The 15,179-nt window shown below is 33.8% G+C and carries 12 protein-coding genes (1 of these 12 only partly in view); 5 read left to right on the plus strand and 7 right to left on the minus strand.

What is annotated here, in order from left to right; translation table 11 throughout:
* Positions 1-34: 34 nt before the first annotated feature.
* Positions 35-862 (minus strand): S-adenosyl-l-methionine hydroxide adenosyltransferase family protein, encoded by an 828-nt coding sequence (locus EKL96_RS05285; protein WP_126459188.1) that lies wholly within the window; start codon positions 860-862, stop codon positions 35-37.
* A 183-nt stretch (positions 863-1,045) separates the two neighbouring features.
* Here EKL96_RS05285 and EKL96_RS05290 point away from each other — a divergent pair, with 183 nt between their 5' ends.
* Entirely contained in the window at positions 1,046-1,996 is a 951-nt protein-coding gene (locus EKL96_RS05290) for a PhoH family protein (protein ID WP_126451687.1), read from the plus strand.
* 47 nt (positions 1,997-2,043) lie between these two features.
* On the opposite strand, the gene EKL96_RS05295 is transcribed toward EKL96_RS05290, so the two are convergent.
* Both EKL96_RS05295 and hmpA read right to left on the minus strand, forming a co-directional pair.
* Positions 2,044-2,469, minus strand: coding sequence for an Rrf2 family transcriptional regulator (locus EKL96_RS05295; RefSeq protein WP_126459191.1), 426 nt, complete (start codon positions 2,467-2,469; stop codon positions 2,044-2,046).
* 11 nt (positions 2,470-2,480) lie between these two features.
* Entirely contained in the window at positions 2,481-3,683 is a 1,203-nt protein-coding gene (gene hmpA / locus EKL96_RS05300; protein ID WP_126459194.1) for an NO-inducible flavohemoprotein, read from the minus strand.
* A 147-nt stretch (positions 3,684-3,830) separates the two neighbouring features.
* On the opposite strand from hmpA, the gene EKL96_RS05305 reads away from it, so the two are divergent.
* The 3 genes from EKL96_RS05305 (at position 3,831) to EKL96_RS05315 (ending at position 8,138) form a co-directional block, all read left to right on the plus strand.
* Positions 3,831-4,688, plus strand: coding sequence for a Cof-type HAD-IIB family hydrolase (locus EKL96_RS05305; RefSeq protein ID WP_317125134.1), 858 nt, complete (start codon positions 3,831-3,833; stop codon positions 4,686-4,688).
* Between the two features lie 49 nt (positions 4,689-4,737).
* Positions 4,738-7,086 (plus strand): S9 family peptidase, encoded by a 2,349-nt coding sequence (locus tag EKL96_RS05310; RefSeq protein WP_126459197.1) that lies wholly within the window; start codon positions 4,738-4,740, stop codon positions 7,084-7,086.
* A gap of 98 nt (positions 7,087-7,184) precedes the next feature.
* On the plus strand, positions 7,185-8,138 hold the full coding sequence (locus EKL96_RS05315; RefSeq protein ID WP_126459200.1) for a phosphoribosylaminoimidazolesuccinocarboxamide synthase: 954 nt from the start codon (positions 7,185-7,187) through the stop codon (positions 8,136-8,138).
* A 187-nt stretch (positions 8,139-8,325) separates the two neighbouring features.
* On the opposite strand, the gene EKL96_RS05320 is transcribed toward EKL96_RS05315, so the two are convergent.
* Positions 8,326-9,414 carry a M42 family metallopeptidase gene (locus tag EKL96_RS05320; protein WP_126459203.1) on the minus strand — a complete coding sequence of 363 codons (1,089 nt, stop codon included), beginning with the start codon at positions 9,412-9,414 and terminating at the stop codon, positions 8,326-8,328.
* Positions 9,415-9,497: 83 nt separating this feature from the next.
* Between EKL96_RS05320 and EKL96_RS05325 the strand changes: the two genes are divergently transcribed.
* Positions 9,498-10,166 (plus strand): DUF4294 domain-containing protein, encoded by a 669-nt coding sequence (locus tag EKL96_RS05325; protein WP_126459206.1) that lies wholly within the window; start codon positions 9,498-9,500, stop codon positions 10,164-10,166.
* Positions 10,167-10,248: 82 nt separating this feature from the next.
* Here EKL96_RS05325 and EKL96_RS05330 read toward each other — a convergent pair whose 3' ends face one another.
* The 3 genes from EKL96_RS05330 to EKL96_RS05340 all read right to left on the minus strand — a co-directional run.
* Positions 10,249-12,189: an OmpA family protein gene (locus tag EKL96_RS05330; protein ID WP_126459209.1), complete on the minus strand. Its 1,941-nt coding sequence runs from the start codon at positions 12,187-12,189 to the stop codon at positions 10,249-10,251.
* A gap of 10 nt (positions 12,190-12,199) precedes the next feature.
* Positions 12,200-13,117: a type IX secretion system membrane protein PorP/SprF gene (locus EKL96_RS05335; protein WP_126459212.1), complete on the minus strand. Its 918-nt coding sequence runs from the start codon at positions 13,115-13,117 to the stop codon at positions 12,200-12,202.
* A 156-nt stretch (positions 13,118-13,273) separates the two neighbouring features.
* Positions 13,274-15,179, minus strand: the end of a protein-coding gene (locus EKL96_RS05340) for a gliding motility-associated C-terminal domain-containing protein (protein WP_126459215.1). It continues 4,025 nt past the right edge of the window; the window shows 1,906 of its 5,931 coding nt (coding positions 4,026-5,931); its start codon lies beyond the right edge, outside the window; it ends in the stop codon at positions 13,274-13,276.

Below are 15,179 nucleotides of genomic sequence, written 5' to 3' on the forward strand. Positions count from 1 at the left end.
GATTTTAGATTTTTAAACTGATTACTGAACACTGCTATCTGAATATTATATTTATTATATCTCTATAATTCAATCCCAATAAGCTATTCGCTGAACCTACTTTAGAAGGATTGCTTCTGAAAATTGCAATTTCAAGAAAACCGGCTTCATTGAAAATGGCTAATTTTTCTCCTTCATACGATTTAATCGGATATTTATCGGAACTGGCAATTGCGGAATAATTGGGCAAAATTGTTTTGATATTTTTAGTTTTCAAAACAATTTCATACGCCCTTCCTTTGGCGACTTCAATAAAATATTTTTTAGTGATATTTGTAATTACATTCCCAAAATGATCAATGTAAATCACATGACCTTTTAATGAATTCCCATCATCCGAAATAGTGGCTTGCAGATTTGTAACTTGCTTAATAGTGTGTATTTCTTTACCAATGACGTTCATCAAACCCCCTTTGGCTAAATGGCAGGCTACTTTTACAAACACATCAAGATCAGCCGCATCACTCGGTAAACGATCATGAATATTGATTGCCACCATTTTTTGCGGAACAATTTTTTGCGAAAGCATGCTTAAAATACCATTATCAGCAGCAATAAAATAATGATCATTCCATTGCATCACAATATGTTGGTTTTCCTTATTGGCTTCTATATCCACACCTATGAGATGAACCGTGCCTTTTGGAAAGCTAGCATATGAGGCACTAATTGCATAACTAGCTTCTAACGTGTTAAATGGATCAATATCATGTGAAATATCAATAATTACAGCTTCGGAATACTCAGACAAAATTTTCCCTTTCAGCGCACCTACAAAGTGGTCTTTCAAGCCATAATCGGTAGTTAGGGTAATTATTGACATAAATTTGTTTATAACTATTGGTGTTTTGTAAACCTAATTTTCATTAAATTTGAGAAACGCAAAGCTAATAATAGTAAATTCAAAAAAGCAAAAAACAAAAGACAAATTCAAATTAATACTACAATTATTCGCATTGATAACAAATTTATTGATTTACTTAATTTAATTTAAAAACTACCTCATTTGAACGAAAGAATAATCGAGCTCATAGACATCGCTCCAACAGACTTTTGGGGCGCTCAAGACACTCATCTTGAAACAATTAAAAAATATTATCCAAAATTAAAGATTGTCGCCCGGGGAACAACCTTAAAAGCTTTTGGTGAAAAAGAAGTTTTAGACGACTTTGAAAAACGTTTTCAACGATTAATGGTGCACTTTTCAAGATACAATAACATTGATAATAATGTAATCGAGCGTGTTATTCGTGGTGATGTTCAGGAAGACAAAAAATTTCAAGGACAGGATAAAATTTTAGTGCATGGTGTAGGTGGTAAAATCATCAAACCTATGACTCCCAATCAGCAATTGTTGGTGGATACCATGGAAAAAAATGATATGGTTTTTGCAGTAGGACCTGCCGGTACAGGAAAAACGTACACCGGAGTTGCTATGGCAGTGAAAGCGCTAAAAGAAAAGCAAGTCAAACGCATTATATTGACAAGACCAGCGGTAGAGGCAGGGGAGAACCTTGGTTTTCTTCCAGGAGATATGAAGGAAAAACTAGATCCATATATGCAACCACTTTACGATGCTTTACGCGATATGTTACCCAACGAAAAACTGGAAGATTATATTTTAAAGGGAATTATCCAGATAGCACCATTGGCATTTATGCGTGGTAGAACATTGGATAATGCTTTTGTGATTTTGGATGAAGCCCAAAACACAACGCATTCTCAAATGAAAATGTTCCTAACCCGTATGGGAAAAAGTGCTAAATTCATGATTACTGGAGACCCAGGTCAGGTCGATTTACCCCGAAGAACCATATCCGGACTCAAAGAAGCCTTATTGGTTTTAAAAGACGTTGAGGGAATCGGAATCATTTATCTGGATGATAAAGACATTGTGAGACACCGATTAGTTAAAAAAGTAATTGATGCCTACAAAATGATTGAGAATAATGATTAAAACAAAAGGAGGCTTTGTGAAAAAGCCTCCTTTTGTAATTTTTTTTATTAATCCTGAAACATAGCACTCCAATTCTTGAATTCTATATCAGAAAGTGTGTACTGATTTAAACTTTCAATAAAAGCTTGATAAGCGGTATTGAACAATGATTTTAGTTTGCAATCGTGTGATTGAAAGATGCAAGGTTTTGAATCGCAGTTGACGATGGGCGTATCGTCTTGTTCTAATAGGTGAATCAAATCGCCTAATCGAATTTCTCTTGCTTTTTCAGAAATCACTATTCCGCCATTTTTTCCTCTTTTGGTGAGAATTAATTGATTTGCCGATAAAAATTGAACCACTTTTATAAGATGGTTTCGCGAGATTTTAAATGTAGTCGCTAAATCATCTAGAGAACTTTGTGGAGTATCTTTTTTTTGATTTAGATACATCAAAACGCGCATACTAAAATCGGTAAAGTGATTCAATTTCATATTAAAATTTACTAATTAAGGCTTAATAATTGAGGGCCAAATTCTTCATACAGAATATTTTCTCTATTTACGCCAAGTGCAACCAAAGATTGATATTGAACTTTTATAAAAATAGCCGGTCCGCAAATATAATATTTTGCATCCTCAATAAGGATTTCTTCTTTTATTTGCTGCAAATCAATTCTTCCTTCGATAGCATTTGTTTCTGATTCGGGCAAAGTTTCATAAAAAACGAAAGAAGTTAACCACTCATTTTCGTTGTTTAATTCCTCGATAGTATCTTTAAACGCGTGAACATTTTCATTGCGACAACTGTGAATCCAAACTGTTTTATTTTTTTGAAGTGAATTTTTATTGGTTTCAACCATACTCATCATAGGAGTAAGTCCAACACCTCCACTAACCAGTACTAAAGGATTTTTTGCGTCTGGATCTGCAAAAAACACCCCCGCTGGTGCACTAACTTCGATACTGTCACCTTCCTTTTTGTTATGTAAAGCATTGGAAACAATACCATCGGGAGATGTGTTTTGACTAATTTCTTTTTTTACTGAAATTCTATAATATTCATTATTAGAATAAGACGACAGACTATATTGTCTAGGCTGTTTATGACCTAATTCAGGAATATACGTACTCACAGATATATATTGACCCGGATAGAAATCAGCAATTTCTTTGTTGTCTTCCGGTTTAAGGTAAAATGAATTAATTTCGTCGCTTTCTTTTACAATTTTAGAGATTATGAAGTTTCTCCAGCCATTCCATCCTCCTTTTTTATTAATTGTTTTTTGGTACATTTCAGCTTCAATACTAATCATTATCTGAGCCAATTCATTGTAAGCACAGGTCCAGGCTTCAATTAATTCTACTGTTGCGAGATCACCTAAGACTTCTTTTATCGATCCGATTAAATGGTTTCCAACAATATCATATTGCTCTGGTTGAATATTTAAACTTACATGTTTATTTCCAATTGATTTTAACGTATTGATCAAAACAGTAGGATTTTCTATGTTTTCAGCATAAGCAAGTACAGCTCCACTTAAAGCATTTTGTTGTTTTCCACTAGCTTGATTTGCCATATTAAAAATGTTTTTCAACTCTGGATTATTGGATAGCATTCTTTGGTAAAAATAGGTTATCAAATCATTTCCATTTGTTCTTAAAATTGGCACAGTTGCTTTTATTAATTCTTTTTGACTTGCATTCATGGTATTGAAATTTATTTTTTACAAAGATAGCAATCATTTTCTATTTGTTTTATTTAAAATACAACAAATAAATAGCTATATTTATCAAAATATCGTCAAGAAAGGTTAACCTAAACTTTTTATAAATTTTTGCGTTTCTCTTTAAAATTGAATAAATTTGGAAATATTAAAAATGACAGTGAAAACCGAAAGATGCTACAAGAAAAAATAAAAGTCGTAATAAGCGATTTAGACGGAACGTTACTCAACTCAGATCACAAAATATCCCAATACACCAAAACTGTTTTTCAAGAACTCCATAATCAAAATTACCTAATAATTATAGCAACTGGTCGTCATCATCTGGATGCAATGCCTATTGTAGCAGGATTGGATGTTCCTGTTTATTTAGTCACTTCAAATGGAGCACGGATACATTCTCCTGAAAAAGAGCTAATTTTTTCTTATAATATGGAAAGTGAGGCCGTTAAATCCGTCTTGTCTTTAGATATTGATCCTGAAATTACAACCGTATTATTCAGAGAAAATGTTTGGCAAACGAACAAGCACAATGAAAAATTAAATGAGTTTCAACCAGAAGTAAATTATCATCCAGAACTCGTTGATTTTGAAAACTTAGAGGATTTGAGTGCTATAAAAGTATTTTTTACGCACGATCGACATTCAAAATTAATCGAATTAAGAGATCAAATTTTAGAAAATCATACCGGACTTTTTAGCCATGCTTTTAGTCTTCCGCTTTGCCTGGAATTTATGGACAAATCCGTAGATAAAAGTGTTGCGATTGCCAAAATTTTGGAACTGGAAAATTTTGTTTTTCAGCAAGCACTATCTTTTGGTGATGGCTACAATGATGAAAAGATGCTTAATTCTTCCGGTAAAGGTTTAGTGATGGGGAATGCACCTGATAGTTTGAAAAATAAATTGTCTCATTTAGAGGTAATTTTAACTAATGATAATGACGGAGTCGCCAAATATATAGCGCAAGAATTATTGAATAATTAATGTTTTTAACTAACCATATTTTTCCATTTTCAAAAAAAACTAAAACCAAATGAACAAAAAAATAATCTTCGTTATCTGTATCTTGTTTTTCATAACAATTCAAAGTCAAACGCTAAAACTGGAAGGAATCATGAAAGGCAACACTTTTATTGGTGTTTCCCCTGAAAATGAAAGATGGTCTTTAGATGGTCAGAAAGTGTATTTTGATTGGAATCCAAACAATGAGTTGGGCACAAGTACTTATTTTTGGAAAAATGGATTAACAAAACCAGAATTAGCTTCTCCAGATGAAGCTGCTTTTTCAAAACTAGATTTTAAAAAAACAACTAATCCAGATTTATATTATTACATCGATAAAGGAAGATTATTTTCGTATGCTGTAAAAAGTAAAATCTCGAAAAAACTGTACCAACAAAGCAGTCCAATTGCTAATTTGCAAATGGGTTCTGTACCAGGAGTGCTTTATTTCAGGCAAAACGAAAATCTTTTTCAGTTCAATACCAATGAAGGTTCTATCATTCAAATCACAAACTTTCGTAAAGGAAAATCAGATGAGAAAGCCACAGATAAAGAATCTTTTTTGAAAAGCCAACAAGCAGAATTATTCCAATTTGTCAGAGATCAGGAAGCACTGAAAAAATGGAATTTGGCAAAATCAAAAACTACAAAATCTGATTTTCCAAAGCCTTATTATTATGGAAAAAATACCTTTGGAAGCTTAAAAGTGGATCCAAAAGGAAACTTTGCCACCTTCAGATTAATAGAAGATTCAGAACGTAAAAGTGAAAAAATGGAACTTTTCATAACTGCTGATGGCTACAACCAAATTGAAGATACAAAGGAGAAAGTTTCTGTAGATAATTTGTTGGCAACTAAATTTGGAGTCTATAACATTGTTAAAGATTCTGTTTATTTCGTAAATTTTTCAACATTAAGTCATATTCAGGATGTTCCTAAGTATTTTGAATGGTATGAAAAATCAAAAACTACAGAAAAAAAGAATAAATTGATTGTAGTTCAGGAACCTGTTTACAATGAAAATGGTTCGTATGCAATTAGTGAAATACGAAGCCAGGACAATAAAGACCGATGGATTGTCAGTTTAAATTTAGAGAAAGGAACTTTTCAGGAATTAGACCATCAACATGATGAAGCGTGGATTGGCGGGCCCGGAATTCCTTCTAATTCGTATGGAAGAGGAACGCTGGGATTTTTGGGAGACAATGAAACTGCTTATTTTCAATCCGAAGAAACTGGTTATTCGCATTTGTACAGCTATAATTTAAAATCAAAAAAGAAAACTCAACTGACTAAAGGAAATTGGGAAGTGCGCAACGTGAGTTTAGCAAAAGATAAAAAGTCTTTTTATTTAACCACAACAACCACGCATCCCGGAAACAGAAATTTCTATAAATTAGAAGTGGCAAATATGGTTTTACAGCCAATTTTGACTAAAGATGGTGCTCATGAAGTGAGTTTGTCTCCAGACGAAAGCACCTTATTGATTCGTTACTCGTATAAAAATAAACCTTGGGAATTGTATGTAGCGCCTAATAAAAAGAATACAAACTTAAATCAGATAACGGCTTCAACATCGGAAAGTTTCAAAGGATATTCTTGGCGTGAACCGGAAGTGATTACTTTCAAAGCGCAGGATGGAACTCCCGTAAATGCGAGATTGTATAAGCCGCAAACTGCCAATGCGAATAAAGCAGCTGTCTTGTTTGTTCATGGTGCCGGTTATTTGCAAAACGCGCATAACTATTGGAGTACCTACCACAGAGAATACATGTTTCATAATTTATTGGTCGATTTAGGCTATACTGTTTTAGATATTGATTATAGAGGCAGCGATGGATATGGACGTGATTTTAGAACAGGAATTTACCGTTTTATGGGCGGGAAGGACTTAACAGATCAAATTGACGGAAAGAAATACCTAGTTGAAAATCATGGAATCGATGCGACAAGAGTTGGGATTTATGGCGGTTCTTACGGCGGTTTCATCACGTTGATGGGAATGTTAACTACTCCAAAAGAGTTTGCTTCTGGAGCTGCATTGCGTTCCGTTACAGATTGGGCGCATTACAATCATGGTTATACTGGAAATATTCTTAATTTTCCAGAAACGGATCCGGATGCTTACAAAAAAAGTTCTCCAATCTATTTTGCAGATAATTTAGAAGGCGATTTATTGATGCTTCACGGAATGGTAGATGATAATGTAGAGTACAAAGATATTGTTCGTTTGTCTCAGCGTTTTATCGAATTAGGGAAGAAAAAATGGAGTTTATCCAGTTTTCCAGTGGAGGCACATGGTTTTAAAGAAACCTATTCTTGGGTTGACGAATACGGCCGAATCTTAAACTTATTCAACGATACGTTGCTTAAAAAATAATTTTAGAGATAAAAGTTAAATTTATGAGTTCGCTTCTTTGCAAAACTCTATGAAATAGTTTTAAATTTGCAAGAACAAAAACACACACAACTAGTATAATGAGCAACACCATCACAACTACTGATTTTAATTTTCCAAACCAGCAATCTGTTTACCGCGGTAAAGTAAGAGAAGTATATAATATCAATGATGAACTTTTGGTAATGGTAGCTACGGATCGGCTTTCGGCTTTTGATGTAGTTTTGCCAAAAGGAATTCCATATAAAGGTCAGATTCTAAACCAAATTGCTACTAAATTCATGGAGCTGACGCAGGATATTGTTCCTAACTGGTTGATTGCAACTCCTGATCCTAATGTGGCGGTAGGGCATTTATGTGCCCCTTTTAAAGTAGAAATGGTCATTCGGGGCTATCTTTCTGGTCATGCTGCCAGAGAATATGCTCTTGGAAAAAGAGAAATTTGCGGAGTTACAATGCCTGACTATTTGAAAGAAAATGATAAATTCCCGGAACCTATTATTACTCCGACTACCAAAGCGGATAATGGCGAACATGACGCTGATATTTCTCGTGAGGATATTTTATCGAAAGGAATTGTTTCTGAAGAAGATTATGTGGTTTTAGAGAAATTCACGAGAGATTTGTTTCAAAGGGGAACTGAAATTGCAGCCAGTCGTGGTTTGATTTTGGTTGACACCAAATATGAATTTGGAAAAACCAAAGAAGGGGTAATTGTCTTGATTGACGAAATTCATACGCCGGATTCTTCTCGTTATTTTTATGCTGAAGGATATCAGGAACGCCAAAACAAAGGTGAGGAACAAAAACAATTATCGAAAGAGTTTGTTCGTCGTTGGTTAATCGAAAATGGTTTTCAAGGATTAGAAGGACAACAAATTCCTAATATGACGGATGAATACATTCAAACCGTTTCTGAAAGATATATTGAATTATATGAAAATATCTTAGGAGAGAAATTTGTAAAAGCAGATATCACCAATATAGATCAAAGAATAGAGAAAAATGTTTTGGAATATCTAGCCAATAGATAATTGTTTTTTTAAAAGATAAATGCAAAACCGCAATTCATAATTATGAATTGCGGTTTTTAGCCCCGATAAAAGTGGAAATCCTTTTCCTTTTTACTTTAAAAAGGAAAAGATTACTTCACTATACTTTTATTTTTATTTGAGTTCAGTGAATTTCATTTAAAACGGATAGCGGGATTAGCTCCTAAAACTATTTGAAATAAGAGAATGTTTCTTCGTTTTCTAACTTCAATAAGGTTTCATAAATTAATTTAATCACATTTTCAACATCGTCACGATGCACCATTTCAACCGTGGTGTGCATATATCGCAACGGCAACGATATTAATGCAGAAGCTACGCCGCCATTACTATACGCAAAAGCATCGGTATCAGTACCCGTAACACGAGATGAAGCTAATCTTTGGAACGGAATTTCGTTTGCCATGGCGGTTTCTAAAATTAATTCTCTCAAATTATTTTGAACAGCAGGAGCGTAAGTAACTACAGGACCTTTACCAATTTTTGTATCTCCTTCAATTTTCTTTTCAATCATTGGAGTAGTAGAGTCATGACAAACATCGGTTACGATCGCTACATTCGGTTTGATGGTTTTGGTAATCATTTCGGCACCGCGAAGCCCTACTTCTTCCTGAACTGAATTCGTAATATACAATCCAAAAGGAAGTTTTATTTTGTTTTCGTGTAGCAAACGAGCCACTTCGGCAATCATAAACCCACCCATACGATTATCAATCGCGCGACAAACAAATTTATTTTCGTTCAAAATCATGAATTCATCAGGATAGGTAATCACACAACCTACATGAACGCCCATTTTATCAACCTGTTCTTTGGTTTCACAACCAATGTCAATAAATAGATTGTTAACTTTAGCTACTTCTTCTTTGTCTCTCATTCGTGTATGAATAGCAGGCCAGCCAAAAACACCTTTTACAATTCCTGTTTTAGTATGAATATTGACGCGCTTTGAAGGTGCTATTTGGTGATCGGAACCACCATTTCTGATCACGTAGATTAATCCATCGTCTGTAATGTAATTTACGTACCATGAAATTTCATCTGCATGACCTTCAATTACTACTTTATAAGGTGCATCCGGATTTATAATTCCTACCGCTGTGCCGTAAGTATCTGTTATAAAAGTATCAACGTAAGGTTTTAAATAATCCATCCATAATTTTTGTCCACCACTTTCATAACCGGTAGGCGAAGCATTATTAAGATAGTTTTCTAAAAACTCAAGTGACGACTTGTTTAATATTGATTTTGTGCTCATAAAATTATTTTTTTGCTAAATTATAAATTTGGCATTACAGTTGCGTATATAATGTATAATTTTGGCAATTAAACTTTCCTAATATGAAGCTAATTAAATTTTTGTTGTTTTTTCTATTGATAACTTTGTCTGTTAATGCACAGGTAATGCCGCAGGATACTACAAAAATAGGGCATGAGTTAGAAGATGACGAATTGATTCTTAATGACACCATTCAATTACCAGAAATAATAATATACAAGGGAAAAACAGATCCCGAAGCAAGAAAGCAATTTTTATTACTTCAAAGTCGGGTTTATAAAACGTATCCTTATGCAAAACTAGCTTCGGAGCGATTGACGATTCTTAATAAAGGAATGGCAAACCTTAAAACAAATAAGGAGAAAAAAAAATACTTTAAGATAGTAGAAAGTTATTTGAGTGAGGAGTTCGAAGCTAAACTTAAAAAGCTATCTCGTAAACAAGGTCAAATATTGGTAAAGTTAATTCACCGTCAAACAGGTACTACCACTTATGAGTTAGTAAAAAACCTTAAAAGTGGCTGGAAAGCTTTTTGGTCCAATACTGCAGCAAGCATGTTTGACATTAATCTAAAAACAAAATACGAACCCTACTATGTCAACGAGGATTATTTAATAGAAACTATACTAGTACGAGGATTTGATTCAGGAAGATTACAAAATCAAACTCCGGCACAGCCTATTAATTATGACAGCTTGAACGATGCTTGGGTTAGCAGGGCAATTAAATAATACCATCATTTTGTGTTCCTATTTCTATAAAGATAATGTTGCAGCATAGTTAGCAGTGTAGGAGCTACTTTGATAATTTTTTTTATAAATCAGTAATAATAAATTCACTTCTTCTGTTAAGTTGATGCTCCTCCTCAGTGCACTCTAGATCGTCTACACATTTGTTTACCAGTTGGGTTTCACCATATCCTTTTCCAATTAATCTGCTTGTATGTACTCCATTTTTTATCAGCCAGTTAATAGTAGATTTAGCTCTTCTGTCAGATAACGCTTCATTGTATTTGAACGTTTGTCTGCTATCTGTATGAGAACGAATATCAAGCTTCATCGTTGGGTTTTGATTTAAAACATCTAATATTTTTTCTAAATCAAAAGCTGCCTCTTGCCTGATATTTGATTTATCCAGATCAAAATAAATCATTTTTATATTAAAACATTTACCTAAATCATCCCCTATGGTTACTTTGCACTTTGCATCTTCTAATGCGATTGGTACGTATGTCTTTCCATTTTCATCAGCTATTGTAATCTTTTGTTCTTTTGCAGTATATTCAGGTTTTTGAGCCCTTACGTAATATGTTTTACCACATTCAACAGGAAAAAAATAATTAGCTTTATCATCTGAAAGGGTTGTATTTACAATGTTAAAATGATTGTCAAATAGAGTAATTTTAGTGTTCGGAAGGAATTCTTTTGTAGCAATATCAGTGATCTCACCATATAATAACTGTTGGCAAATAATTTTTTTCAGTTCTGAAAATTTATAAATATCATCATATCCTAAACCACCATCTCTATTGGAAGAAAAAAAACCTTTTCTTGATTTTGTATCAATTAAGTAGGCAAAATCATCTTTTGGAGAATTAATATCTGCCCCCACATTTTGTATCTCACCAAAAGTTCCATTGGGATTTATAGCGGCAACAAAAACATCTAAACCTCCTAAGCCAGGATGGCCGTCTGATGCAAAATATATTTCGTTCTCATCATTTACAAACGGAAATGTTTCTCTACCTTCAGTATTTATCACAGCACCTAAATTCTCTGGAGTGCCAAAGCTTTTGTCATTGTGTATTATTACTTTAAATAAATCAGATTGACCTATAGTTCCGGGCATATCCGAGACAAAATATAATGTTTTCTCATCTGGACTTAGTGTAGGATGAGCCGTACTGTAATTATCATTATTAAAAGGAAGTTCGGTTATATTAGACCATTTGTCATTTTCTAAAGTGGCTTTATATATTTTTATTAAAGTAATTTTATTAGCATCTTTTCCTTTTTTTCCATCAAGATAGTTGTTACGGGTGAAGTACATGGTTTTTCCATCTTTTGTGAAAGCAGGAGTAGACTCGTTAAATTTAGAATTTATATGGGTATCGAACTGGAGAGGGTTTCCCGGATTCCTATTTTCCCCTAAATTGGCAGTATATAAATTGGTAAAATATTGATTTGTCCATTTATGTTTTCTTTGGCCTACACTTCCGGTGTCCCTTGCCGATGCAAATACGATTTCATTTGCATGAAATGCAGTACCGTAATCGGAATATATAGAATTTATTCCAGCATCCTCGATTTTATATCTTCCGGAATTTGCTTTGATTGCGTCAAGATAATTTACATTTTTCATAAAAATCTTGCCGCGACTATCGTTTCCAGATTTTTGATTGAATAGTTCTAATAGATCATTGGCTTTGTGATTTTGACCAATGGATCTCAAGCACTGTGCATAACGAAAATAATATTCAGGTTCTAAATCGATAGTATTCATTGCAAATAACTCTCCATACCATCTGGCTGCTTTTTCTAACTCTGCATTAAAGTAATAAGAATTCCCTAATTTCTTAAACATATCAGCCGATTTGTATTTTTTTTCGGCTACTTTTTCGTAGGTTTTTATGGCATCAATGTAGGCATAGTTGTCATATTTTTTGTCGGCTACAGTAACTTCCCCTTTTTGTGAGTATCCATGAATAGATAAAGCAGTTATTACAATTGTATAAAGGAGTATATTATTTTTCATACTAATTTTTTTAGAAGAATCTTGGAGTTATAATTTTACCATTATTTTTAAAGATTTCATAGCGCAAGAAAAATTCATGCGAGCCAGAATTATAGTTGTTTAATCGAGTGGTTTCCCTGTCATACCCATATCCTATATACATTCCGTCAGAAATTTGGAAACCAACCATAGCACTAAGTGCAGCACTCCATCTGTAGGCAATACCAACGACAAATTTCTCGTTAAATATAAAGTTTCCTGAAATATCGACTTGAAGAGGAGCACCTTCAATAAATTTTGACAGAACCGCGGGTTTAAATTTTATGGTTCTATTTAAATCAAATATATATCCTGCAATTAAATAATAATTTATTTTCTCTTTGAATATGGCAACTTCATTATTATCATAGCGGTCTGATTCAATAAAGTTAGGAATAGAAAAACCTACATACGCTTTATCCGAATGTAAATAAACACCTGTACCAATATTTGGAGAAAACTTATTATCAATATTTTGTATACTTTGGTCTACAGGATAAGCATCTACAGGATTTAATTTAGATATATCCAAATTGAATAAATTTGCGGTACCTTTTATGCCAAAAGAAAGTTTAAATGTTTTTGAGGTTTGTATGGTATATGAAAAATCGGCAGAAATAGTATTTTCATTGGTGGGACCAATTTTATCATTGATAAAAGAAATTCCTAAACCTAGATTGTTATTATTTAGCGGTGTATTAATCGAAGCTACATTTGTTACAGGAGCACCATCTAAACCCACCCACTGCGTGCGATGCATAGCAAAAATACTTAATGCTCCTCTAGATCCTGCATAGGCCGGATTGATATTGATTGTGTTGTACATATATTGTGCAAATTGAGCATCTTGTTGTGCATAACTTGTAAATGCTGTAAACATCAATAGGATTAAAAATATTTTTGTTTTCATAGTTGCTTTTTTATTTTGTTTGAACTAATTATTTAAAAAAGGTTCAAAAGGGTATTTAGGATAATGTCAATTCTATTTTTGTTAAAGAATAGTGCTAATTCATTTTTAAAACCGAAGGACAAAAAAGAATCCTCCGATTTTTAAATTAATTCAAGATTATTTACTAAGGTATAAATACCCGTCTAATTTTTTGATTTCCACTTTGCCATTCCCATTAATAGCACTGTAATTTAAGATGTAAAAATAAGTACCGGTAGGTAATCCAGAAGATTGACTAATAGTTGTTCTTCCACGAGATATACCTTCAAAATTATTAGTTTGATTATTATAGTTTTTTGTTTCAAAAACTAATACACCCCAACGGTTATATATTTCAACCGTATTCTCTTGGTAGCAAGTTGTGTTTTCAATATTATCGATTACAAATACTTCGTTTATACCATCTCCGTTTGGCGAAAAAGCATTATGGACTTTTATGTTTCCACATCCTAAAACGATACAATCATCGTTAATATTCACTGTTAACTGGATGCTTTTTGGACACATTTCGTCATTAATTCGATACTCAAAAACTTTGTTTCCTAAAGTCAAACCAAAAGGCGATAAGATATTTCCTTGCAATGCGCCAGTATTATCAACATCTGTCCAAGTTCCATTTATTAGAGTTCCCTCGGGTAACAAATTAAAGATATTGATTGTTGAAGAGTCACCATTACACGCAGAGCTTACAATTGGTGTGGCGTTATTTGATGCTGTTACATTCACAATTTGAGTAAATTTAGAAACATTCCCGCAAGAATCAGAAACAGACCACTCTCTGACAATTGAGTAGGAGTTAAGTGAGCTGTTAGTAATTTTTTCAGTAAATAGTGCGGGGGAAACAGTTGAACAATTATCTGTAAATATAAGTTCCGGTTTCAAAGGAATAGCATCACAATTTACATTAATATTAGATGCAAACTCAGTTGTTGTGGTTGGGCCGTTAGTATCTTGTACACTGATCCTTTGAGAAGCAGTAGTTGCATTTCCTGCTAAATCAGTAGCGGTCCATGTCCTTGTTATCGTATAGGAACCAATACAACTTCCTTGAACCGTTGCGTCAACAAATGTTAGTGTAACAGAACTACAGGTATCAGTAGCTGTTGCTTGAGCAAAATCAGGAGTAGTACTACATTGTATCGTTGATTGCACTGGTAATGATGCAAAGACAGGCGCAGTACTATCTTTAATGATTATTGTTATTACAGCAGTATCACAGTTTTCAGTGTTTGATTTTTCGCATATTTGATGCGTTAAAACGTACGTTCCAGGAATTATTCCATTTAATATATTGATGTTTCCAAGGTTATCCAATTGAATGTTTGAATTTAGTCCAGAAACTAAAGAGATGTTTACCGCTGAAGCCACTACCGGGTTTCCATTTATTGAATCATTTATTAAAACACTTCCTAACAATCCTACTGAAGTACAATTTTCGATTGAAAAAACATCATCATTAGCAACAATAGCAGGCGCAGTAACGGTAACAGTAACGGTAGCAGTATCACAATTGGTTGGATTTATAATTTCACAGATTTGGTACACCAATGTATAGTTACCAGCAGGCGTACCCGGAGCCACAATCACATCAGTACCAGAAAGCGTTATTCCAGCATTCGAAGCCGAAACGGTTGTTAAGACAACTTGCGAAGCCAAAACAGCGACTCCATTTAAGGTATCATTTATTAAAACATTGGAGAAAGCGATTCCTCCGTTGGCACCATTTACAGCAGTTCCAGTATCATCATTAGCGACAATAGCAGGCGCAGTAACGGTAACGCTAACGGTGGCAGTATCACAATTGTTTGGATTTATAATTTCACAGATTTGGTATACCAAAGTGTAACTTCCCGCAGGCGTACCCGGAGCCACAATCACATTAGTACCAGAAAGCGTTATTCCGGCATTAGAAGCCGAAACGGTTGTTAAGACAACTTGCGAAGCCAAAACAGCGACTCCATTTAAGGTATCATTTATTAAAACATTGGAGAAAGCTGTTCCTCCGTTGGCACCATTTACAGCA

Origin of the sequence: Flavobacterium sp. LS1R10 (assembly GCF_003968825.1) — a bacterium.
Classification (GTDB): domain Bacteria; phylum Bacteroidota; class Bacteroidia; order Flavobacteriales; family Flavobacteriaceae; genus Flavobacterium.

Coding starts and splice junctions, on each gene's coding strand:
- EKL96_RS05285 (WP_126459188.1), bottom strand. CDS start 862: ATGTCAATAATTACCCTAACTACCGATTATGGCTTGAAAGACCACTTT.
- EKL96_RS05295 (WP_126459191.1), bottom strand. CDS start 2,469: ATGAAATTGAATCACTTTACCGATTTTAGTATGCGCGTTTTGATGTAT.
- hmpA (WP_126459194.1), bottom strand. CDS start 3,683: ATGAATGCAAGTCAAAAAGAATTAATAAAAGCAACTGTGCCAATTTTA.
- EKL96_RS05310 (WP_126459197.1), top strand. CDS start 4,738: ATGAACAAAAAAATAATCTTCGTTATCTGTATCTTGTTTTTCATAACA.
- EKL96_RS05315 (WP_126459200.1), top strand. CDS start 7,185: ATGAGCAACACCATCACAACTACTGATTTTAATTTTCCAAACCAGCAA.
- EKL96_RS05320 (WP_126459203.1), bottom strand. CDS start 9,414: ATGAGCACAAAATCAATATTAAACAAGTCGTCACTTGAGTTTTTAGAA.
- EKL96_RS05325 (WP_126459206.1), top strand. CDS start 9,498: ATGAAGCTAATTAAATTTTTGTTGTTTTTTCTATTGATAACTTTGTCT.
- EKL96_RS05330 (WP_126459209.1), bottom strand. CDS start 12,189: ATGAAAAATAATATACTCCTTTATACAATTGTAATAACTGCTTTATCT.
- EKL96_RS05335 (WP_126459212.1), bottom strand. CDS start 13,117: ATGAAAACAAAAATATTTTTAATCCTATTGATGTTTACAGCATTTACA.